At 60.8% G+C, this 20,723-nt stretch carries 20 protein-coding genes; 9 read left to right on the top strand and 11 right to left on the bottom strand.

What is annotated here, in order from left to right; all coding sequences use genetic code 11:
- Positions 1 to 44 precede the first annotated feature (44 nt).
- Positions 45 to 1,484: an MATE family efflux transporter gene (locus tag OHL20_RS02220; protein WP_263381587.1), complete on the bottom strand. Its 1,440-nt coding sequence runs from the start codon at positions 1,482 to 1,484 to the stop codon at positions 45 to 47.
- Positions 1,485 to 1,797: 313 nt separating this feature from the next.
- Positions 1,798 to 2,556, bottom strand: a complete 759-nt coding sequence (locus OHL20_RS02215) for a Crp/Fnr family transcriptional regulator (RefSeq protein ID WP_263381586.1) — start codon at positions 2,554 to 2,556, stop codon at positions 1,798 to 1,800.
- A gap of 96 nt (positions 2,557 to 2,652) precedes the next feature.
- Here OHL20_RS02215 and OHL20_RS02210 point away from each other — a divergent pair, with 96 nt between their 5' ends.
- The 4 genes from OHL20_RS02210 (at position 2,653) to OHL20_RS02195 (ending at position 6,308) form a co-directional block, all read left to right on the top strand.
- The gene (locus OHL20_RS02210) at positions 2,653 to 3,822 is read left to right on the top strand and encodes a PAAR domain-containing protein (RefSeq protein WP_263381585.1); all 1,170 of its coding nucleotides are present in this window, start codon (positions 2,653 to 2,655) and stop codon (positions 3,820 to 3,822) included.
- Between the two features lie 19 nt (positions 3,823 to 3,841).
- On the top strand, positions 3,842 to 4,795 hold the full coding sequence (locus OHL20_RS02205; RefSeq protein ID WP_263381584.1) for a DUF3396 domain-containing protein: 954 nt from the start codon (positions 3,842 to 3,844) through the stop codon (positions 4,793 to 4,795).
- Between the two features lie 181 nt (positions 4,796 to 4,976).
- Entirely contained in the window at positions 4,977 to 5,606 is a 630-nt protein-coding gene (locus OHL20_RS02200) for a class D sortase (protein ID WP_263381583.1), read from the top strand.
- A gap of 18 nt (positions 5,607 to 5,624) precedes the next feature.
- Positions 5,625 to 6,308, top strand: coding sequence for a hypothetical protein (locus OHL20_RS02195; RefSeq protein WP_263381582.1), 684 nt, complete (start codon positions 5,625 to 5,627; stop codon positions 6,306 to 6,308).
- A gap of 55 nt (positions 6,309 to 6,363) precedes the next feature.
- Here OHL20_RS02195 and OHL20_RS02190 read toward each other — a convergent pair whose 3' ends face one another.
- Positions 6,364 to 7,590: an FAD-dependent oxidoreductase gene (locus tag OHL20_RS02190; protein WP_263381581.1), complete on the bottom strand. Its 1,227-nt coding sequence runs from the start codon at positions 7,588 to 7,590 to the stop codon at positions 6,364 to 6,366.
- 155 nt (positions 7,591 to 7,745) lie between these two features.
- On the opposite strand from OHL20_RS02190, the gene OHL20_RS02185 reads away from it, so the two are divergent.
- Both OHL20_RS02185 and OHL20_RS02180 read left to right on the top strand, forming a co-directional pair.
- Positions 7,746 to 9,566 (top strand): ABC-F family ATP-binding cassette domain-containing protein, encoded by a 1,821-nt coding sequence (locus OHL20_RS02185; RefSeq protein WP_263381580.1) that lies wholly within the window; start codon positions 7,746 to 7,748, stop codon positions 9,564 to 9,566.
- A 27-nt stretch (positions 9,567 to 9,593) separates the two neighbouring features.
- Positions 9,594 to 10,889, top strand: coding sequence for a metal-dependent hydrolase family protein (locus OHL20_RS02180; protein WP_263381579.1), 1,296 nt, complete (start codon positions 9,594 to 9,596; stop codon positions 10,887 to 10,889).
- 6 nt (positions 10,890 to 10,895) lie between these two features.
- Here OHL20_RS02180 and OHL20_RS02175 read toward each other — a convergent pair whose 3' ends face one another.
- From OHL20_RS02175 to OHL20_RS02140, 8 genes are all read right to left on the bottom strand, one after another.
- Positions 10,896 to 11,399, bottom strand: a complete 504-nt coding sequence (locus tag OHL20_RS02175) for a DinB family protein (protein ID WP_263381578.1) — start codon at positions 11,397 to 11,399, stop codon at positions 10,896 to 10,898.
- Positions 11,400 to 11,542: 143 nt separating this feature from the next.
- Positions 11,543 to 12,037 carry a DinB family protein gene (locus OHL20_RS02170; RefSeq protein ID WP_263381577.1) on the bottom strand — a complete coding sequence of 165 codons (495 nt, stop codon included), beginning with the start codon at positions 12,035 to 12,037 and terminating at the stop codon, positions 11,543 to 11,545.
- Positions 12,038 to 12,150: 113 nt separating this feature from the next.
- Positions 12,151 to 12,912, bottom strand: a complete 762-nt coding sequence (locus OHL20_RS02165; protein WP_263381576.1) for an enoyl-ACP reductase FabI — start codon at positions 12,910 to 12,912, stop codon at positions 12,151 to 12,153.
- A gap of 86 nt (positions 12,913 to 12,998) precedes the next feature.
- The gene (locus OHL20_RS02160; protein ID WP_263381575.1) at positions 12,999 to 13,379 is read right to left on the bottom strand and encodes an EVE domain-containing protein; all 381 of its coding nucleotides are present in this window, start codon (positions 13,377 to 13,379) and stop codon (positions 12,999 to 13,001) included.
- A 56-nt stretch (positions 13,380 to 13,435) separates the two neighbouring features.
- Positions 13,436 to 14,254 (bottom strand): glutamate racemase, encoded by an 819-nt coding sequence (gene murI, locus OHL20_RS02155; RefSeq protein WP_263381574.1) that lies wholly within the window; start codon positions 14,252 to 14,254, stop codon positions 13,436 to 13,438.
- A complete protein-coding gene (locus tag OHL20_RS02150) occupies positions 14,251 to 14,916 on the bottom strand; it encodes a GerMN domain-containing protein (protein WP_263381573.1) in 666 nt (221 codons plus the stop codon). The genes murI and OHL20_RS02150 overlap by 4 nt, the downstream gene beginning before the upstream one ends.
- Positions 14,913 to 15,650: an N-acetylmuramoyl-L-alanine amidase family protein gene (locus OHL20_RS02145; protein ID WP_263381572.1), complete on the bottom strand. Its 738-nt coding sequence runs from the start codon at positions 15,648 to 15,650 to the stop codon at positions 14,913 to 14,915. Before OHL20_RS02145 ends, OHL20_RS02150 begins: the two co-directional genes overlap by 4 nt.
- A 266-nt stretch (positions 15,651 to 15,916) precedes the next feature.
- Positions 15,917 to 17,269 (bottom strand): DUF1015 domain-containing protein, encoded by a 1,353-nt coding sequence (locus OHL20_RS02140; RefSeq protein WP_263381571.1) that lies wholly within the window; start codon positions 17,267 to 17,269, stop codon positions 15,917 to 15,919.
- Positions 17,270 to 17,638: 369 nt separating this feature from the next.
- On the opposite strand from OHL20_RS02140, the gene OHL20_RS02135 reads away from it, so the two are divergent.
- From OHL20_RS02135 to OHL20_RS02125, 3 genes are read left to right on the top strand one after another with little or no spacing between them, the layout of a single operon-like run.
- Complete coding sequence (locus tag OHL20_RS02135) at positions 17,639 to 18,646, top strand: VWA domain-containing protein (RefSeq protein ID WP_263381570.1); 1,008 nt, start codon at positions 17,639 to 17,641, stop codon at positions 18,644 to 18,646.
- On the top strand, positions 18,630 to 19,757 hold the full coding sequence (locus OHL20_RS02130) for a VWA domain-containing protein (protein WP_263381569.1): 1,128 nt from the start codon (positions 18,630 to 18,632) through the stop codon (positions 19,755 to 19,757). The genes OHL20_RS02135 and OHL20_RS02130 overlap by 17 nt, the downstream gene beginning before the upstream one ends.
- Before the next feature lie 31 nt (positions 19,758 to 19,788).
- On the top strand, positions 19,789 to 20,697 hold the full coding sequence (locus tag OHL20_RS02125; protein WP_263381568.1) for a PLP-dependent cysteine synthase family protein: 909 nt from the start codon (positions 19,789 to 19,791) through the stop codon (positions 20,695 to 20,697).
- Positions 20,698 to 20,723: the final 26 nt, after the last annotated feature.

Here is a 20,723-nt window from a genome sequence, read left to right as displayed (position 1 = left end):
ACAGATCGAACCAGTGGGGCTGGACTTAGCCGGAGTACAGAGGCTTACTTGAATTGCAAGGTTTGAAGTGGCTGGAGTGCGGTGAAGATGTTGATGTCGCGTCGTCCTTCAAGTTGCTGAAGACGGGTTCGCCAGGCGATGGCGAGGATGACTCCAGTGAGAATGGCAGCGACGGCGCGGCCGATCCAAAGACCTGTAAGGGCAAGGGAGCTGTGGAAGGCCAGATACCATCCGAGGGGAGCCCCGATGAGCCAGAAGATGATGGTGTTGACGAAGAACGGGGTGCGGGTGTCGCCGAGACCGGTGAGGGCGGAGGCGTAGATAACGCTTGCGGCATCGCCGAGTTGTAGAAGGCCGCAGATCATGAAGATGGGGACGGCTGCGGCGATGACGCGCGGGTCAGTCGTGTAGACCCCTGCCCATAGGCGCGGGAGACCGGCGAAGAGCAAGGACGCGATGGAGATGTAGCCCATGCAGAGCAACAGGCTCGCTCGGGCGGATCGGCGTACGCCGGGCAGGCTTCCCTGACCAGCACTTTGGCCGACGCGAATGACTGCGGCGTAGCTCAGGCCCATTGGGACCATGTAGACGAAGGCGTCGAGATCGAGGACGACCTGATGGGCGGCGAGCAGTGTGGTGCCGAGGCGTGCGCAGACGACGGACATCCATGTGGAGAAGCCGAGGTCGGTGATGTTCTGTACGCCCGAGGGCCAGCCAATGGCGGTGAGCTGGCGGAGGCGCTGGAGGTCGGGGCGCAAGAGGTTCCAGTGGAGCTGTAGTTTCTGCCGTCGCAGCGCAAAGGCGAACCCGATAAGAAGCAGGCCGACCATGTAGAGGCGGACGATGCCGGTCGCCCAGCCCGAGCCGGCGATGCCCATCGGATGAGCGCCTAGATGGCCGTAGAGCAATGCCCAATCGCCGACGAGGTTGACGAGGTTTGCGGTGACCAGCGAGATCGTGATGAGCAGAACATGGTTGATGGACTGAAGGTACCGGCGAAGGGCCATGTAGAGGAGGAGGGGTGCCGTGGACCAGACGAGGGCGTCGAGGTAGCGCTTTGTTTCTGCGACGATCTCGGCCGAGACGCCGAAGTGGGTGAGGAGCGGGATGGAGGCGAGGGTCGCCAGGATGACGAGCGGGGTGCCGAGAAGGACGAACCACATGGATTGCGCCAGGGTGCGGAGGCAGTCTTCGCGACTATCCGGGGTGTCGCGGCCGTAGGACTGGGCTACCAGTGTTTCGATACCATCGAGGCCGCGAATGACGCAGAAGATGATGGCGTAGAAGATCGTGTTGCCGAGCGACGAGGCGGAGATGGCGAGCGCGGAGTGAGGAAGCCGCCCGACCATGATGGCGTCGACGATGTACGTCGACATCCATCCGAGTTCGCCAAGAGCGAGCGGTGTACCCAGTGCGGCGGTTCGCTTCAACTCCCGTTGCAGGAGTTGATCTTTCTGAGGCGATCTATTGTGACCGAAGTTCATTGGCGCCCCTAAGGCTAATACTGAGCAGGCCGGTTTCTCGCGAAGAAAAAACTGGTCTATGCCCCTATCGAAAAGAACGGCGCCAGAATCTACTCTTGTGGAATGAGGACGTTACGTTTTGAGGGGATAGATGCTGAAAGTGTCTGAATGGAGTCCCGGGGTGGGATCTATTTGGAGTTCATTGATTGTGTGGGGTATTTGTAGTGCCTGTTCGCGGGACGGTCGCTAAACGGCGATGAGACTGCGGTGGAAGTAGTCCACCGAGGTGCTGCGCTCTGGAACAACGATGCTGACTCGTCAGGCGTCGTTCTGACTACTCACTGATGCCGCTATCGAACTCCGTGTAGTTGTCGAGGTGATCCTTGATGATGTGGTAGCACTCGCAGGCTCGTAGCTCGAGGCCAACGGCGTCGATGATCTCGATGAGGCCGCGGCTGTACTTGATGAGCTTCTCGTCTTTCAGGATTCCAGAGGCGGTGGTGACGGTGGGGCGTGAGCTGCCGAGCATGTCAGCGAGGAATTCGTGGTTCATCCTGAAGGTGTTGCTGTGGGCGCGGTCGGCGCAGATGAGGAGCCAACGGGCGAGCCGTTGTTCAACCTCATGCTTGGCGTTGCAGCCTGCCGATTGCATGGCCTGGACCAGTTGCGCCTGCACGTACCGTAGGGCAAGCGCCTGGAACATGCCACCGAGCTTGAACTCGTTTCGGGCGGCTTCGACGGTGCAGGAGTAGCCATGTCCCTCGATCTGGGTGTAGACGCGGTTAAGGCTGCGCTTGGTGCCCATGAGGGCGGAGACGCCGATGACTGACTCATAGCCGAACATACCGACTTCGACCTGGGAGCCGTCCTCGAAGGTGGCGGTCATGGACGCCATGCCCTGCTCGACGAAGAAGAGGTTTTCGATGGGGCTACCGGGAAATTCGATCTCGTGAAGGAGTTCGAAGGTGACGGGCACGAGATGGAGGCGACGGATCGAATCGGGGTCGAGGGCGTTCAGCAAGGAGTTGCTGAAGCGCCGCGTTACGGCTACGGTTCGTTCGGATTTTGCGTGTATCTGTCGTGTGTCAGACATAAAACATAGGATGCAGCATATGCCCTCAGCTACCTTGTATCGCCTGAGAGTTTGAGGTAAAAGGGATGGGCGAACTCCTCGCATACAGAAAAGCTTATGCCTCCTGCCGCTCGAATCACTGACATGCACACCTGTCCCATGGTGACGGTCCTCGTTCCGCATGTGGGCGGCCCGATTTTGCCGCCGGGGGCACCCACGGTGCTGATCGACTTTCTGCCGGCGGCTACGGTGACCTCGATGGCGACCTGCGTGGGGCCGCCCGACATGATTGTGAAGGGGTCGACGGGTGTCTTCATCAACTACCTGCCGGCGGCACGGCTGGGGGATCTGACGACCCATGGCGGCGTAATCATCATGGGATCGCCGACGGTGATGATTGGGGAGATCGGGGCTGGGTCGCCGGGGGCCGGCGGGCTGGGCGGGATTGTGGCGGGCATGGTGGCGGCGGGGATCAGCAATCCGCAGAAGCCTAATGCTTCGGCGTACTCGACGCCCGGGGCGAAGTTGATTGATGCTGTGTACCATCCCGGCGCTGGTGCTCCGGCGATGGTGCAGGCCGCGGTAACACAGCCAGTGAAGGGCATGACTCCCGCGGAGAGAGCGACGATCTGCTCCGCTATCTGCCAGTGCGATGCCTCGCCGATGATTTCAGCGACGGGTGCGCAGTTGAAGCAGCTATGCGTCTCCTCCAAGCTGAATGCACAGGATGCGGCTGCGGGGTATCAGAGCACGATCAAGTCTGAGGTCAGTTACGATATGACTCAGAATCCACCGGCACCGATTATGGTGAACGGTATGCCGACGCGGCCCCATCCGCCGGGAAGTTTTCCGGGGCAGAAGATTCCGGATTTTGTTCCGGGCGCGGGGATGATGCGCAGGCCGGACGCTGTGATCGTGAACGATCCTACGCTGCCGCCAGCAGGAGACAACATTCGCTCTGTTGTGGAGATCAAGTTTCCGCCGGATCAACCAAATCCCTTGCAGAATGCCAACTATGCTCGTATCAACGGGGGTGTGCCGCCGGAGGAGATGTCTCCGCAGGGATGTGGATGCGGCAAGAAGGAGCCGGAAAAGGTGCCTGTACCGGTGCCGTCTCCTGTACCGGCGACCGAGCCGGAGGATCATACGGTGCGGAATGTTCTTATTGGAGGAGCGCTAGTTGTCGGTGCGATTGCGCTACTTCCAGAGGAAGCTGTCGCAGCGGCAGCTTATGGGGCATTGCGTCTTGGCGGGCTGCTCCTGGGCGGCGCTGCAGCAACGCAATAGGCGTATAGAGGAGTTGTCAATGCAAGAGGATGCAACGCTGTCAGCAACAGAGATCCAAGAAGTCGCAGCGGGTAGCAGGTTTACCAACGTGGACGGCACTGCGGCGATCGGTATCGGCCTGACGGCGCTTTTTATCTTTCGGGATGGTGGCACGGTGGAGCGGCGTGAGGCAGTAGCTGCCGCGGTGCGAGAGTACATGGAGATAGCGGGAGACAAGTTGCGTTGGCGAAGCCGTGAGGGAGAGTCGGTCAATCTTCAAGCGGGCGCCAGTCAGTCCATCGAGGCTTCACCGTGGTTCAAGGATAAGAGAGGGCCGTTCGAGTTTCTGTTTGGTTCAGGCGCTACCTCGATCGATGCTTCACCGTATGAGCTTGGGTTCATGTGCATGCCTTCGTGGGATCCGGTGGGCATCAGCAACTTTTCGTTCCAGCTTCCGCTTGCTCACCTGAATTCGGACTTCATCATTCGATTTCAACGCTTTGCTTCTTTGCTCAAGGCGGACCAGGCTTATGCAGGCATTGGGGTTCTGCAGAGTCCGGGAAGCACGATTGCTGCGCGTGCAGGTCATCTGGCCTATGCACTCGCAACGCGCTACCCTGGGCTGGAGGTTTTTTCTCCTTCGCATTTCTGGGAGGCAACGTTCCTGAAGGATGCGCTTGGCCCTGTCAATTGGCTGACGGCTGTAGGGGACCACTATCTGGAGCGGCTTGGGGGGTGGGAGAAGGTGTCGCGTGGGCTTGACCCGCGGATCGCGATCTATCGGTACGACGGGGGTGTCATCTTCCAGGCGGGAGCGAAGCCGGACATGGGCGATGCGGGTGGAGGGACACCGCCAGAGTTGTATCGGCAGGTTGCTCGGGTGCTTCGGCCGATTCGCTTTAGCGGCGCGCAGCATGGCTTCTTTCGACCGAGCGACAAGGGAGCGACCTTCGACACCGAAAACACGGTTCGCTGGGTGGCACGATTCGATTGACGTGATGAGCTTGCGGCTTGGGTACAGAGCGCGAGGCCCGGAATGATCGATCGCGTTGGATGGATGCGGAGCCTCGCGTATTATGGGTGTAACCACGCATCTCTTCCAGAACCGCCGATCTTATTTGATTAAGGAACGGTCGATTTCCATTCGTACTCGTACTCCACCGGAGTTGTAGCGCATGGCTTTGTCGCGAAAGCTTGGAGTGTTTCTCGTCGTTATCGGCGGGCTTCTGCTTGGGATTTATCTGGTGCCTACGGTGTACGGGACGGCGATGGCGCACCTTGCTCTCTGGCAGTTTCGGTCGGAGAACGTAGCGCATCGCGGGTGGGACAGCGCGCGCATCCGGGCTTACCAGCGGACGCTGTCGGTCTCCTTCGCCGCGCCTGAAGCTGTGCTGCGGGTGCCGAAGGTTGGCATTGAGGTACCGGTTCTCGAAGGGGTTTCGGACCTGACTTTGAATCGTGGGGTCGGGCATGTGCCGGGGACGGCGATGCCGGGCGAGGTGGGCAATGTGGCGATCACCGGGCATCGCGATGGGTTCTTCCGAGGGCTGAAGGATGTGGTGCCGGGCGACCTGATCGAGGTGCAGCGGCCGGAGCGGCTGGGTGGCAGCCGGACGGATCATTATGTGGTTCGGACGACGAAGGTAGTCTTTCCGTCGGATACATCCGTCCTTAACAAAACAGCAGATTCCACACTGACGCTTATTACGTGTTTTCCCTTCTACTTCGTTGGGTCAGCGCCGCAGCGATTTATCGTGCAGGCCTCCCTTTTGTCGACCACCGAACGCGCAGTACAGATTAACTAACCTCAGGAGACGCTCGCCATGCAGAAGTTCAGCCGCCTCAACGTCACGACGTTTCTCGTTCTCGCCACCGCCTCGGTGTGCTCGTATGCTGCTGCCGCTCCTACCTCCGGTCCGACCTCGACGGTTGTCTACGTTGGGGGCAATGACGTTGTGTTGAAGGCGGCGGATGGCAAGCTGCTGAACTTCACCGTTCCTGCCGGGTACCACTTTTCCGCGCGTGGTAAGGAGTTGACGGTCGCCGAGTTGAAGCCGGGGACGGCGCTGATCAAGCCGGTAGCGACGGGGACCGATCCGAAGATGGTGTCAGGCGTTTCGGTGATCAAGGCCAAGGTGTACGGGACTGCGCCACCGGATGGTGTGACCCTGTCGCTTGCGGATGGGACGAAGGATTTTACGGTGCCTGCAGGAACGACGTTTACGGTTGGCGGGAAGCCGATGTCGATCGCCGAACTAAAGCCGGACATGATGGTTGAGGCCACGGTGATCACGACGGTTGGCGAGGCTACGGCTGATGCTGCGGCTGACGCTGTTGCCCCGAACACACCGCCGATGACGGGTGCGTTGCTGGTGGCGAAGTCGGCTGCAGAGGCGGAGTTGCCGCTTGCTGGGACGAATCTACCGCTGTTCGGCATGATGGGCTTTGTGCTGCTGGCACTTGGGATTGGGCTGGTTACGTTCAAGAAGCCGGTTGGACAGGTCTAGACTTCTGGTCTTCACGAGATGCGGGGCAGCCAATGCGGCTGCCCCGCTTGCTTGGTCAGGCGTGTTTTGATGACGTCGTCTGGATGCGGTTATAGAGGGATTGCAGGGTGAGTACGCCGGCTTCGGCTTCGGCTCGGTCGGGCTGCTCGTGGTCGTCGTTCCAGCCGGTGTCGTCGCCCTTGGGGCTGGGTTGGATGACGATGCCGTCGCGGCGGGCGAGGACATTCAGGTTGCCGTAGTTGATGCCGTAGTTGACGCCCTCCTGCGGGACGAGCCAGGCGATCTGGCCGCGGACGGGGATGATGGACTCATCCTTCCAGAGCTGGCGGGCGGCATAGCCGGTGCAGTTGATGATGACGCGCTGCGGCAGGCTGCTTAGTTCGGCGGGGGAGTGGAACTCGCGGGTTTCGATCTTGCCGCCTGCGATCTGGAAGTCGTTGAGGAGTTGGCGGGAGTAGGTGGCGATGTTGAAGGTCATGGAGGAGGTGCGGCGCACGTACTTCGTAGGGAAGGGAGTTGCGCCGGGTGGCAGTTCGTGGGAGTGTGGGGTGAGGTCGGCGATACGGTCCTGGTAGAAGGCGAAGCCGTGGCTATCCTCGCGCTCGCGATTGATGGAGCGCTGTTCGCTGGTCTGGTCGGAGAGGATGTAGCGGTCGGTCCACTCGATGGGGGTGCCGGGCGCGCCGAGGTAGCTCTGGTACATGGCGAGCGAGGTGCGGGCCATCGACTCCCAATCGGCTGCGAAGGACGGGGCGGCGGCGGATGTGAGGGCGATGCGGGAGTCGGGTGTCCATGAGCCGGTGGCGCGGGAGGAGCGGACGAAGGGTGGACGCTCTTTTGCATAGATGGTGACCTGGAGTCCGGCGCGCTGGGCGGTGATAGCAGCGGTAAGGCCGAGAGCTCCGCAGCCGATGATAGCGATGTCGCGAGAGCCTTGGAGGGCGGTGAGGGCCTTGCGGACGACTACGTCTGCCGAACCCCAGGAGAGGGACCATCCACTGCCGCCATGGCCGTAGTTGTGGACGACTGTTTTGTCGCCGAGTTGTTCTATGTCGAGCCTTGGACCGGCGGCGCGGAAGGGTCGGAGGCAGACGGTGATGCGGAAGATGCGGTCGAGGTCGGCGCGGATGGGGATGATGGGAGAGACGGCGTCGTAGTACGGCAGTCCGGGTGCTGTGGGGGTGGCTGCGGCGGTGAGGGGTCTATGGCAGCCGGTGAGGTGCAGCATGCTGAGTCCGGCGACTGCGCCTGAGCCGTGCAGGAAGGAACGTCGATTGATCATGCGTCTCCAGCGTGTGATGCGGCGAACCGAAAAGGCTGCACACAGGCAACGTATGTTGTGGGGTTTGACTGAGCATAGCTTACGCTGCGTCCTGATGGGGCTACAACCTGGCGGGATAATTAGGAAGGATGGGGGCTAGACGGTAAACTGAAGAAATGCCACCAATCCTTAATGCGCAGGGGCTGACGAAGGCCTTTGGCGCGACGCCCTTGTTTCGCGAGATTTCGTTTACTGTTTCTGACGGCGACCGGATCGGCCTGATCGGGCCGAACGGCGCTGGCAAGTCCACGCTGCTGAAGGTACTGGCGGGTGATGAAGATGCTGATGCTGGTGATGTGGCTACGCGGAAGCGGGCTCGAATCGGCTATGTGCAACAGGAGTCGGTTTTTGCGCCGGGGCTGACGGTGCGCGATGTGCTGGAGCGGGCGCTGGTGCTGGCGAAGGTTCCTGAGGGCGAGCACGAGGGTCGGCTGCGGGAGACGAGCGGACGAACGGGCTTTCCGGATATGACCGCTGAGGCGGCGAAGCTTTCGGGCGGCTGGCGAAAGCGGCTGGCGATTGCCGAGGCGGTGGTGACTGCGCCGGACGTGCTGCTGCTGGATGAGCCTACGAACCATCTGGATCTTGCAGGTATTTCGTGGTTGGAGACGCTACTGAATGAGGCTAATTTTGCTTGCGTGCTTGTCAGCCATGATCGTTATTTTCTTGAGAATGTCGCGACGGCAATAGTGGAACTGAACCGTGTATATGCGGATGGTTTGCTTCGCGTGGCAGGGACGTATTCGCGGTTTATCGAAGAGAAGCAGCTGTATATGGACGCGCAGTCCAAGCTGCAGGATGCGCTGAAGAATCGCGTGAAGATCGAGGTGGACTGGCTGCGGCGTGGGCCAAAGGCTCGGAGCACGAAGGCCAAGGCGCGTATCGACAATGCGAACGATCTGATCGGTCAGTTGAAGGAGGTCAATTCGCGGACGCAGGTTTCGAGCGCCGGGATTGATTTCGCGGCGACTGATCGGCAGACGAAACGGCTGGTGGAGTTTGAGGATGTGAGCTGTGTGCTGGGCGATCGGAAGATCGTCGAGGGGCTGAAGTTCCTGGTGACGAGCGGGATGCGGGTTGGGCTTGTGGGGCCGAATGGCTCGGGCAAGACGACGCTGCTGCGGCTGTTGCGGGATGAGATTCAGCCTAGCTCGGGGAACATCAAGAAGGCGGCTTCGCTGAAGATTGTGTACTTCTCGCAGACGCGCGAGTTGGAGGAGGGCGTGACGCTGCGACGGGCGCTGGCTCCCGACTCGGACTCGGTGGTGTACCAGGGGCGGGTGGTGCATGTGGCGAGCTATGCGACGAAATTTCTGTTTACGAGCGAGCAGCTTAACCAGCCTGTGGAGCGGTTGAGCGGCGGTGAGCGGGCGCGTGTGCTGATCGCGAAGCTGATGCTGGAACCGGCGGACCTGCTGCTGCTGGACGAGCCTACGAACGATCTTGATATTGCCACGCTTGAGATTCTTGAAGAGAGTTTGCTGGAATATACGGGCGCGCTGATCCTGGTGACACATGACCGGTACATGCTGGATCGGGTGTCGACGATTGTGCTGGGGCTGGACGGCAAGGGCGGCACGGAGACGTTCGCGGACTACTCGCAGTGGGAGCAGTGGCGGGGCGTGACGATCGAGGAGTCGATCATTCCGGGGCAGGCCGGGGTGGCGGTTGCTGCTCCTACGGCTGCGTCTACGAATGGGGCTTTGGGTGGAAAGAAGAAGCTTTCGTACCTTGAGGCTCGGGAATATGCGGGGATTGAGGCTGCTGTCGATGCGGCGGAGGAACGGCTGCAGGCGGCACGTGAGTCTCTGGAAGAGACGGCGGTTGTGACCGATCCGGTGAAGCTGACGGCTGCTCTGAAAGAGATGGAAGATGCTCAGGAAGCGGCTGATGGTCTGTATGCGCGGTGGGCTGAGCTGACGGAGAAGGTCGGGTAGTTCAGCTCGCGGTATGCTGGTTGCATCATGAAGACTTTCAGGTTGGGCCTGGCTGTACTTGCAGGAGTCGTGCCGTTGTTTGGGCAGGCTCTCGCTCCGAAGCATGCGGTAGTGCTACACGCGGCGCGAATGCTGGATGTTGCTGCGGGTAAGACCCTGTCGCCGGGTGAGTTGCTGGTTGAGGGTGAGCGGATTGTTGCGGCGGGGGTGAAGGTGGACCGGCCTGCCGGGGTCGAGGTGATTGACCTGGGTGATGTGACCTTGATGCCGGGATTGATCGACGCGCATGTGCATCTGTTTCTGCATGTGGGAGCAGAGGATTCACAGACCCTCGAAGAGAGTGTGCCGCAGCGGACGCTGATCGCTGCGGATGCGGCTAAGACTGATCTGATGGCGGGGTTTACGGCTGAGCGGGATATGGGGACCGAGGGGGCGGGGTGCGCCGATGTCGCGGTGCGGAATGCGATCAACACAGGATTGATCCTTGGGCCGCGGATGCGGGTGAGCTGCAATGCGATCTCGCTGACGGGCGGCCATGAGGACGCTATTGGGTATAACCCAGCGGAGAAGCTGCTTTCGAATGCGGACTATGCGGACTCTGCTGTCGAGGTGGTGAAGGTCATGCGTGACCAGAGAAAGGTTGGAGCAGACTTTACGAAGATGTATGAGACGGGCAGAGATGACCTGGTTGAGGGGGTCTTTACGGCGCCGTACCAATATTCGCTCGAGGACCTGAAGGAGGCGGTGACCGAGGCAGAACGCGTTGGCGGTAAGGCTGGCACGGGTAGAGGCGTGGCGGTGCATGCGACGGGCGAGCCGGGAACGGGATATGCTGCAGCGGCAGGCGTGGCATCTGTGGATCATGCGTACCAGTTGAGCGAGCAGACGATGCGGCTGATGAAGGAGCGGGAGATCTACGCGGTTCCTACGTTTGCGATCTCAGAGTACTTTGCGGATCATGCGTCAAGCGAGCGGGCGAAATCGCGTGAACAGTGGTTGATTGGGTTCCATGCCAGTGAGTTCAAGAAGCAGCTTGCGGCTGGTGTGCCGATAGCGATGGGGAGCGATGTAGGGACTTTCCCGCACGGAACGCAGGCACACGAGATCGAGCTGATGGTGAAGTATGGGATGACGCCGGCTGCTGCGCTGCAGGCTGACATGATCCACGGTGCGCGGCTGCTGGGGTGGGCGGGGCAGATTGGGGAGTTGAAGGGCGGGTATTACGCGGATGTGATCGCGGTACCGGGTGACCCCTTGAAGGATATTTCGGCGGTGATGAAGGTGGGGTTTGTGATGAAGGGCGGGGTGGTGTATCGGCGGTGAGGATTCCTAGAAGCCGAGGGTGTCGTCGGCTGAGGGACCGTAAAGCGGTGGAACCGGCAGATCGTTGAGGCGGAGATAAACGCCTAGCTGGGCGCGGTGGTGGATGAGGTGATTGAAGAACATGGTGCGGTAGAGCAGCGAACGCGGCGCGTCGGCGATCACCTTGTCACCCCAGGCGAGCTTCCAGTTCTTCTGCATGTAGTCGTCCGGGGCTGCGGCTAGATGACTGCGGGCTTCGGCAGCGAGGGCGTCGAAGTCGGCCAGGAGCTTTTCGCGAGACTCAAAGACGAGCTTTGGGAAGCTCCAGTTCGCCATGTTGAGCTCGTCCGTGGTGAGGATGCTGATGCCGAAGCGCGGAAGCTGGGAGACGTGTGCGGCGAGGCGGCCGCATGGCATGGACTTGATGTGTGGCTTGAAGTCGGATCTATCTTCCGGGATGCGCTCAAGCGTGGTGCGGGTGTTCTGCATCTCGACGTCGAAGTCCTGCAGCAGGATAGCGGCGGTGGTCATGGGTGGTCTCCAGAATCAGTTAGGAGTTGAGCGTGTGGACTGTTCACAGCAGAACAGTCCACACACTTTGGAGACCCACTTTACATGATCCGTGTCCGGCCAGCAGTTGAAATTTTCATGTGGCTCACGCCCGTGCTGGAGCGTTACTTCTCGTCGGCAGAGAGGCCATAGCAGCCTGGGACGGGCAGATTGTTGAGACGGAGGTAGACGCCGAGCTGGGCGCGGTGGTGGACCATGTGATTGAAGAAGAGGCTGCGGGCGGCGTGGTAGCGGGAGCCGGTGTAGAGATTGTGGGTGCCGGAACAGAGCTTCCAGTTCTCGTGCATGGCGCGGTCGGCCGTCTCGGCCAGTTCAGCGCGGGCGGTAGCTGCACCGACGTCGAAGGTGTCGAGCAGTTCTTCGCGGGTGGTCCCCAGGTAAGGCCCCATGCTGGTCTTGGAGAAATCCATCTCAGGCGTGGTGAGGATGAGCGAGAAGAACTGCGGCATCCGCGCAACGTGTGCGGCGAGCTTGGCCAGCGGCATGGACTTCTCGTGCGGCTTGTAGTCTGCCATTTCGAGGGGAAGACGCTCGAGAACTTTGCGGGTGTTGCGGATCTCGTCGTCGAACTCGGGAAGTAGGAGGTCATATAGAGGCATTGCGGGTCTCCTGAAAAGAGCGGTGCGGACCATGCTGCAGGAAGTGAGCTTACGATCCCTCGGGTTCGTTGCGCACTGGCCGGGCTGGATGCGAGGCGAACTCGCTGTCGGGATTATAGGCCTGTGATGTTGTAGCCACAGTCGACGAAGGTGACCTCGCCGGTGATGCCGCTGGCGAGATCGGAGACGAGAAAGAGTGCGGTATTGCCGACTTCGGCTGCGTCGACGTTGCGATGGAGGGGGCCGCGCTCTTCGACAGCGTTGAGGATTTTGCTGAAGTCACCGATGCCGCGGGCGGCGAGGGTTTTGATGGGGCCGGCTGAGATGGCGTTGACGCGAATCTTCTTCGTGCCCAGGTCGACGGCGAGCGAGCGGACGGCGGCTTCGAGTGCGGCTTTGGCGACGCCCATGATGTTGTAGTTAGGGAAGACTTTCGTCGAGCCATAGTACGTCAGGGTGAGAATGGCACCGCCCTCGGTCATGAGAGGCTCGGCTGCGCGGGCGAGGGCGATAAGCGAGTAGGCGCTGATGTCGTGCGCGACACGGAAGTCCTCACGGGTGGTGTGGAGGACATCGTTCTTGATGTTCGGGGCGAAGCCGATGGAGTGGACGATGATGTCGAGCTTGCCGTATTCGGCCTTTAGCTGCTCGAAGACGGTGTCGATGTCGGTGTCGAGGGAGACGTCGCAGCGGAAGGTTTTGGTGTCGGGAAGGTCGGCGGCGAGCTCTTCGGCGTCGCGCTGGAGGCGTTCGCTCTGGTAGCAGATGGCGAGGGAGGCTCCGGCGTCGGAGAGCTTCTGGGCGATGGCCCAGGCGATGCTGCGCTTGTTGGCGAGGCCGAAGACTACGGCTACTTTGCCTTTGAGATCGATCATGATGCGGTTGGAGATCCTTTCGAACGGCTGCCTGCTGCAAGGGTAAGGATAGCAGGGTGATGCTTAGCGATAGCTTAAAGGGCGATCTAAGTGAGGGTGAGCCAGTCGTACTGCTCGTCGGTGATGGGGACGACGGAGAGGCGGAACTGGCGGAACATGATGGAGCCATGGAAGACGGCTGCGGTGCGGATGTCGGCCAGCTGCTTCTGTATTTTCAGGCGCTTGACGGCCTTGATGCGGACGTTTGGGGCTTTGGGGTCGGTGGCGTCGACGGAGACTACCCTGGCGGTGCCGACGGCGGCTTTGCCGATGTTGGAGTGATAGATGACGAGCTTTTCGCCCTTCTTCATGCCGCGAAGATAGAGCAGGGCCTGATTGTTGGAGATACCGTCCCAGGTGGTCTCGCCGTCTCGCTCGAGGTCATCGTAGGAGTATTTGTTTGGTTCTGTCTTGAGGAGATAGGGCATGAGGTTAGGTTATAGGAGAGGCGACGGGGGATATACAGAGGCTTAGCACCGATCGGCTAACCGCCGAGGTCAAGGAGCTTAACCTCGTTCAGGGGTTGACCCAGGAAGCGACTGCCGAGATTCTGGAATTTTTCTATGGAGTCGGTCGCGTAGAACTCGAAGGTGACGGGCTGGTGGGTGGACGACGGCTTTTGCAGTGAGGCTGCCATGGCTGCGGCTGCTTCTGCAGTAGCTCTTGCGGAGTCGATGAGAACGGCGTTCGAATTGAGTTCCAGAAGCGTCTGCTCGATGGGTGAGACCAGTAGTGGATAGTGGGTGCATCCGAGGAGGACGGCAGAGGGTGAACAGAGCTGCAGGGCCTCTGACAGGTAGATGCGGAGGACATCCCGCGTGACCGGATGGTCAATCCAACCCTCTTCCACGAGCGGCACGAGGAGGGGGCAGGCTTTCTCGGTCGCCAGAAGATCGCGTCGTTCGCATGCGTGCAGGTAGGCGTGCGAATGGACCGTCGCCTGAGTGGCGAGCACGAGGACCTGGGTATTCTGACGACCGTAGTGCGCCATCTGGACGACGGGTTCGATGACGCCGACAAGCGGGACTGGCACGGAGGCGATGATCTCTGGTAGAGCAAGGGCGGTGGCGGTGTTGCAGGCGATGACGAGCATGTCCGCACCCCTGGCGACGAGGAACTGTGCGCTTTCGACGGCGTATCGTGCGATGGTCGCCTGCGACTTTGAGCCGTAGGGGAGACGGGCGGTGTCGCCCAGGTAGATGTAGTGGGCTCCGGGGATGAGCGGGAGGAGAGCACGAAGGACGGTGAGGCCGCCGAAGCCGGAGTCAAAGACGCCGATGGTGAGGTTTTCCGAGAGGCTCATGGGTGCGGAAGTTCTGCTGGCTGCGTGGGCTGAAGGGAGGTAGCGGCGGTGTCGACGGCGGGATAGGTGTGGGTAAGGTCGGCGTGTCCGGCGAGGGTTTCGCGAGGCTGGCCGTCGACGAGGAAACGGATCTCGGTAATGTCGGGAAGGTTGGCGTGGAGAGTGCCGATGATGGACTGGATGGTCAGGTTCTCCACGGTGACGCCGGAGGGGTGGGCATCCACGAAGGCTGCGCGGAGATTGACGACGGCGAGAAGACCGGAGGGGATGAAGGTCGCGGAGGGCTGGGTGGCGATGGGGAGCTTGAGAAGAAAAACGTCGTCGACTACCTGGCCATTCTGACTGGCGCGGATGGGGTGGGGCGAGTTGGGCTGGGCGTACTCGGCGAAGAGACGATCGAGGAGGGCGTGGGCGCGCGAGGAAGGCTCCTGCGGGAGGGCGGTGTCACGGAGTCCGGAGATGATTGACCCATTAGCGTCGTTGGCGAGGTCGAGGGTGACGGACTCGGTCTGGGCGTTGACGGGCTCAATGTAGGGTAGGGCTTCGGTAGCGGCGGCAATGCGGTCGTGAGATTTCTGACGCTCGCGAATCGTGAAGGCGGCCATGAGGATGATGAGGACGCAAAGAGTGTAGAAGGTGTTGCGCTGGTAGCGGGGGATCATGGCGTGGCTCCCGCTGCGGGGGTGGGGGCAGCCTTAGGAGCAGGGCGCGGGTTGATGAGATCGCGCCAAGTGAGGAGAGCGGCGGCGAGGGTATCGGCTACGCGCTGCTGGTAGGCCTCGTCGGCCGGTCTATGGTTGCCGTTTTTGAGCGGAGCCAGTTCGATTGCTACGGCCGGGCAGGTCAGGTTATCGAGCGGACGGAGGGCGGTGCGAATGAGGACGGCGGGAACTTTGGTGCGGACGAGTGCCAGGCCAAGATCGTTGGCGAGGTGCTGACTTTGGGCGAGATAGGTCGTCTGGGCAGACTCCCAGGAGATTTGGGCGGCTGGCTCGTAGGGGTCGCTGGTAGCCGGGAGCGATGAGGTGAAGATATGGACGCCGTCACCAGTGCTGGTGGCGTGAAGGACGATGCAGGCGACCGGACGCAGATGATTGGCGGTGCCGGCGCGCTGGTCCGTGGTGAGGACGGCGGGGAGTTCTGCTTCGCGGGTGCTGACTACGGTGAAGCCCTTGGCGGTGAGGAGGGTCTTCAGAGTCGTGGCGAAGGCCAGGGTTATTTCTTTTTCAGGCTGGTTGTTGATGGTTGCGCCGCTATCCTGATTGCCGTGGGCCGGGTCGAGGACGATGAGGTTGCGGTTCATGTATGGGGTTGCGGGAGCGGTTTGGGCGAGGCCGGTCGCTACTCCGAGGAGGAGTGTCAGCGTGAGGCGACGGATTTGGCGGGTGGGGGTCAAGGCTGATTATTTGGTTTGCGGCAAATGCAGTATGGTTCGGCCCGCACCTTGTTGATAATACTTTGAGTTCCTTTGCGAAGAGGGGAGTTTAGTTTTGGCGTTCGAGGCAGGACAGACGCAGGTCCCCTTCGGGAATGACAGAAAGAAAAGCAATGGCTGGATTTCGGTGGGCAGGGAGAAGATCAGGAGCCAATGCGGGGGCTTCGCTGCGCTTGGGACGACGACCCGGAGTGGAAGGTAAACTTCCACTCCGCTGCTGGTAAGGGTTAATCGAGGGCGTAGATGGCGAGGCCGCTCAGGAGTTTGGGGTAGAAGTCGGTGGACTTCTGGGGCATGACGTCTCCGGAGAGAGAGATGTCGCGGAGCTGGTCGAGGGTGACGGGGCGGATGAAGAAGGCGATGTTGGCTGCGCTGGAACGCACCTGCGCCACGGCATCTTCGGCTTCGCGGACGTAGCGGATGTTCTCGGCGTTGGTGATGGACGCGGCAGTGAGGCCGACGAGGCGCTCGAGAACGATGCGGTGGAGCTGGACGACGTCAAGCTGGGCCTGGCGGGGAGAGATGTCCTTGAGAGCTGCGGCGATGGCTGCGGGTTTGGCCTTGAGGAGGTGGTTGCCGTCGCGAGCTACGGCGATGAAGGCCACGGCACCTGAGACGACGAGCGGTTCGAGGTCTGCGGTGACGAGGGGTTCGATGTCGAAGAACTCCTCGGCGCGGGTGAGGAAGGCCTCGGTGTCGAATTGGTCCAGCCCAAAGACTACGCGATGGGTGGGAAGGATGGTGATGCCGGGGGCGTCCATGTTGACGAAGGTCATCATCATGGCAGCCTCGGGAAAGGCGGGGACGGGGAGATGGCCGGGGCTCAGCTTCTCATCCTCGTCGCGAGGCTGACCGAGGGGAAGGCGTAGTTGGGCGGAGCGCTCTTTGGCGTAGGCAACCGAGGTCTCGTAGCGGTGATGGCCGTCGGCAATGATGAGCTTCTTGTCGGCCATGGCGGTGACGATGAGGTTGATGAGGGTGGGGTCGGTGAGCTTCCAGACGCGGTGGACTACACCGTACTCGTCGGTGATGGCGAGGTCGGCGGGGGTGGTGTCTGTGCCGTTCTTACCGGCGCCGAAGATAAGCTTTTCGGCGGTGAAGGCGGGGTCGGAGTAGAGCATGTAGATCTGTTCGCAGTAGGTGCGAGTGGCCTTGAAGAGGCTCATGCGATCGGATTTGTGCTTGGGGAAGGTCTGCTCGTGGCGATAGACGACCTTGTCGGCGTAGTCGTAGAGGTGACCGAGGGCGATGAAGCCGCGGCGCTCGCGAATCTCTTCTGTGCCGGGAACCTTGTAGGTCTGGGCGTAACCGTAGAGGGCGGGCTCGGCTTCTTCGAGGAGGATGCGGTCTTTGCGCCAGGCGGTGAGGGACTCGGCGGCGCGGGTGTAGACGCTTGACTCTTCGGTGTCGGCAGGGTCCTTCTTGCCGAGGATGACGCGGATGAGGTTGTAGGGGCTGGCATCGTAGTAACGCTGCTGCATCTCGGGGGAGATCTTGTCGTAGGGCTGGGTGACGACATCCCCCATGGGGACGCGAGCGGGATCGTAGCGGAGTGCGCGGAAGGGGTAGATGCGGGCCATGCGGTGTGATTTCTCCCAGAGGTAGAGCAGATGATTGGATTTGATTGTACGGGGTGAAGGGTACAGGACGAAGAACGGGCAACGTGGGGGGTGTGGCTGCCATCCAGAGCAGGTGAGGACTCGTAGATGCAGGAAGCCGTCTGGATTTTGTCAGCATTTCAAAATTTATGCTGACATACGTGCCGAATATGGCTGAGGCGGTGTAGTCTGCGGGCGAGGGCTGCTGGGTTCTGCACTGTTCTCGTTGCAGGTTGAAGCTTTCGTGGGGGTTCGCGGCGCTCATGAAAGGATCGGTTCGGCCGCGAAGACGGCGTGGTTTCCATGGGCGGCAGAGGGACGGGAACGAGCAAAGCGTATCAGCGAGCGGGGATGAGGTGTCTGCTGCTGGCCATGTTGTGTGTTGGGTGGTGCAGGGCGCAGGAGAACCCGCTCGGACAGGTGCATACGCAGGCGCCTCCTCCGCCGGTGAAGTCCCCAGAAGACTCAAAGCCGGTGGTGAGTGGGGCGAATAACGCAGCTTCGCAGGGAACATCACGAAGGGATGCGCGAATCCGGGTGGATGTGAACCTGGTGCTGGTCCCGGCCACGGTGACGGATCAGATGAACCGCCTGGTGACGGGGCTGGAGAAGGAAAATTTTTATATCTATGACAAGGACGTGCTGCAGACGATCAAGAGCTTCTCGACGGATGATGCGCCGGTGACGATTGGAATCGTCTTCGACCTGAGCGGGAGTATGTCTTCCAAGTTTGCGCGGGCACGAAAGGCGTTGAGTGAGTTTCTGCGGACATCCAACCCGCAGGATGAGTTTTTCGTGATTGGCTTCAACGATCGGCCGGCAGTGATTGTGGACTATACCTCCGATATCGACGATGTCGAGGCGCGGATGGTGATGCTGAAACCAGAGAATCGGACGGCGTTGATCGATGCGATCTATCTCGGGGTCAATAAGCTACGGCAGGCGAAGTATGAGCGGAAGGCGCTGCTGATTATCTCGGATGGGGGTGATAATCGCAGCCGGTATACGGAGAGCGAGTTGCGGCGGGTGGTTCGGGAGAGCGATGTGCAGCTCTACTCGATCGGCATCTTTGACGCGTATGCCCCTACTACAGAGGAGCAGACGGGACCGCTGCTGCTGACGGAGATCTGCGAGATGACGGGTGGGCGCATGTTCCGGGTGTCAGATTTGAACGATCTGGGGGATATCGCGTCGCGAATCAGTGCGGAGCTGCGGAACGAATATGTGATCGGCTTTCGACCCTCGGAGGTGAAGCAGGACGGCAACTGGCGTAAATTGAAGATACGATTGGTGCCGCCGCCGGGGCTGCCTCCGCTAACGGTGCACAATCGCCAGGGGTACTATGCACCTTCGCAGTAAAGGCTACTGGCCGCGGGCCGCCGGATGGGTTGGATTGTTTCTGCTGATGCCGATAGTCGGCGCAGCGAATCTTCAGGCGCAACAGAGCCCGAAGCAGGTGCCGAATCTGACGGTGGATCGCGACCCGATCGCGTCTCCTGACCCTGATGTTCCGGTGAAGTCGGGTGATACGGCTGCACAGGCTGCGGCTGCAAACATCGGCAAGGGTGCCAATGGGAAGTACACCCTGCGCGAGGACGCGTATGAGGTCCGGCTTGATGCGACGGTGCTGGATGGAAGCGGACGCTCCGTTCAGACGCTGAATAAAGAAGACTTCCACGTATATGAGGACGGTGTTCCGCAGGTGATTGCGGGCTTCCGGCATGAGGATCTGCCGGTGTCGCTGGGGATCCTGATCGATAGTTCAGGGTCGATGTACGACAAGCGGGCGGCGGTCGATCAGGCTTCGCTGGATTTCGTGAAGCTGTCGAATCCTGAGGACGAGGCGTTCCTGGTGGATTTTAGTTGGGAGGCTTTCATCGATCAGGACTTTACGAACGATCCGGCGAAGCTGCAGCAGGGTTTGAGCTACATCAAATCCAGCGGTGGAACGGCAATCTATGACGCGCTGGTGGCCTCGGCTGATTATCTGACGAAGAACGCCAAACATCCGAAGCAGGTGCTGTTGATTGTGACGGACGGTGAGGATAACGCTTCAAGTGCGTCGCTTGAGCAGGCGATTCGCAGGATTCAGGATCTGGATGGGCCGGTGATCTACTGCGTCGGGCTGCTGTTTGGGCAGGATACGGATAAACGCGAGTCGCGGCATGCGCGGCGGGTGCTTGAGACGCTGTCGGAGCAGACGGGCGGGGCTGCTTACTTTCCGCGGTCGCTGAAGGAGATTGATCCGATTGCCGCAGAGGTAGCGCAGGACATTCGGACGCAGTACACGATTGCGTATCATTCGACGAAGTCGCCGACGCTGGGTGGGTACCGCGAGGTGCATGTCGAGGCGAAGTCGAAGGCGTTCAGCCATCTGACGGTGCGAACGCGGAGTGGATATTTCCCGAAGATCGACAACAAGGATAGCGGTGCGGGTCAGGGCCTGAGCGCTCCCGGGAAACGGCCTTGATGTGGCTGGGCGGTAAGATAGACCGGTGCGGGTGAGCGAAAATATAGTTGATTTAGTTGGGCAGACACCGATGGTGCGGCTGAACCACGTGGTGCCTTCGGGCGCAGCGGAGGTGTGGGTCAAACTTGAGTTCCTGAACCCTGGTGGGAGCATTAAGGATCGTGCCGCGCTTGGGATTGTGCTCGATGCGGAGCGGCGCGGCGTGCTGCGGCCCGGCGGGACGATTGTTGAGGCTACGGCGGGGAATACCGGGATCGGCCTGGCGCTGATTGGGGTAAATCGCGGCTATGCGGTGATGCTGTTTGTGCCTGAGGGGTTCGCAGAGGAGAAATGCATCCTGATGCGTGGGCTGGGCGCTACGGTGGTGCGCACGCCTGAAGCCGAGGGGATGGCAGGAGCGATTCGGCAAGCGCTGGTGTTCGAGCGTGAGACGACAGGCGCGTTTGCGGCGCTGCAGTTTGAGAACCCTGCTAATCCTGACTTTCATCAAGCGACAACGGCGGTAGAGATCTGGGAACAGATGGACGGTCGGGTAGATGCGTGGGTGAGCGGCGTGGGATCGGCCGGAACGTTTACGGGGATTGCCCGCTTTTTCAAGGCGCAGGAGCGAGAGATTCTGACTGTGGCTGTGGAGCCGCAGGGGAGTGTGTTGCAGGGCGGTGTGCCGGGAACGCACAAGGTTGAGGGGATTGGGGTGTCGTTTATACCGGCGACGTTTGATCGATCGGTCTGCGACCGGGTGGTGATGATCCACGATGAACCGGCGTTTGCGATGGTGAAGCGGCTGGCGGCAGAGGAGGGCATCTTCGCTGGGTCTAGTGCAGGAGCGATGGTGGCAGCGGCGGTTGCAATTGCGGCGGAGCTTGGCTCCGGTAAGCGGGTGGTGACGGTTATTCCGGATTCAGCAGAGCGGTATCTATCGAAAGGCGTGTTGAGCTAGCGCTGGTTTGTACGCAAGGAGTTACA

Origin of the sequence: Granulicella arctica (assembly GCF_025685605.1) — a bacterium.
Taxonomy (GTDB): Bacteria; Acidobacteriota; Terriglobia; order Terriglobales; family Acidobacteriaceae; genus Edaphobacter; species Edaphobacter arcticus.
Note: the sequence above shows the minus strand (reverse complement) of the source record. Positions and strands in the feature narration are given on the sequence as shown.

Coding starts and splice junctions, on each gene's coding strand:
- OHL20_RS02200 (WP_263381583.1), top strand. CDS start 4,977: ATGGCTTTGTCGCGAAAGCTTGGAGTGTTTCTCGTCGTTATCGGCGGG.
- murI (WP_263381574.1), bottom strand. CDS start 14,254: ATGAGCCTCTCGGAAAACCTCACCATCGGCGTCTTTGACTCCGGCTTC.
- OHL20_RS02210 (WP_263381585.1), top strand. CDS start 2,653: ATGCCTCCTGCCGCTCGAATCACTGACATGCACACCTGTCCCATGGTG.
- OHL20_RS02135 (WP_263381570.1), top strand. CDS start 17,639: ATGAGGTGTCTGCTGCTGGCCATGTTGTGTGTTGGGTGGTGCAGGGCG.
- OHL20_RS02165 (WP_263381576.1), bottom strand. CDS start 12,912: ATGATCGATCTCAAAGGCAAAGTAGCCGTAGTCTTCGGCCTCGCCAAC.
- OHL20_RS02160 (WP_263381575.1), bottom strand. CDS start 13,379: ATGCCCTATCTCCTCAAGACAGAACCAAACAAATACTCCTACGATGAC.
- OHL20_RS02175 (WP_263381578.1), bottom strand. CDS start 11,399: ATGACCACCGCCGCTATCCTGCTGCAGGACTTCGACGTCGAGATGCAG.
- OHL20_RS02195 (WP_263381582.1), top strand. CDS start 5,625: ATGCAGAAGTTCAGCCGCCTCAACGTCACGACGTTTCTCGTTCTCGCC.
- OHL20_RS02180 (WP_263381579.1), top strand. CDS start 9,594: ATGAAGACTTTCAGGTTGGGCCTGGCTGTACTTGCAGGAGTCGTGCCG.
- OHL20_RS02205 (WP_263381584.1), top strand. CDS start 3,842: ATGCAAGAGGATGCAACGCTGTCAGCAACAGAGATCCAAGAAGTCGCA.
- OHL20_RS02190 (WP_263381581.1), bottom strand. CDS start 7,590: ATGATCAATCGACGTTCCTTCCTGCACGGCTCAGGCGCAGTCGCCGGA.
- OHL20_RS02130 (WP_263381569.1), top strand. CDS start 18,630: ATGCACCTTCGCAGTAAAGGCTACTGGCCGCGGGCCGCCGGATGGGTT.
- OHL20_RS02170 (WP_263381577.1), bottom strand. CDS start 12,037: ATGCCTCTATATGACCTCCTACTTCCCGAGTTCGACGACGAGATCCGC.
- OHL20_RS02185 (WP_263381580.1), top strand. CDS start 7,746: ATGCCACCAATCCTTAATGCGCAGGGGCTGACGAAGGCCTTTGGCGCG.
- OHL20_RS02140 (WP_263381571.1), bottom strand. CDS start 17,269: ATGGCCCGCATCTACCCCTTCCGCGCACTCCGCTACGATCCCGCTCGC.
- OHL20_RS02150 (WP_263381573.1), bottom strand. CDS start 14,916: ATGATCCCCCGCTACCAGCGCAACACCTTCTACACTCTTTGCGTCCTC.
- OHL20_RS02220 (WP_263381587.1), bottom strand. CDS start 1,484: ATGAACTTCGGTCACAATAGATCGCCTCAGAAAGATCAACTCCTGCAA.
- OHL20_RS02215 (WP_263381586.1), bottom strand. CDS start 2,556: ATGTCTGACACACGACAGATACACGCAAAATCCGAACGAACCGTAGCC.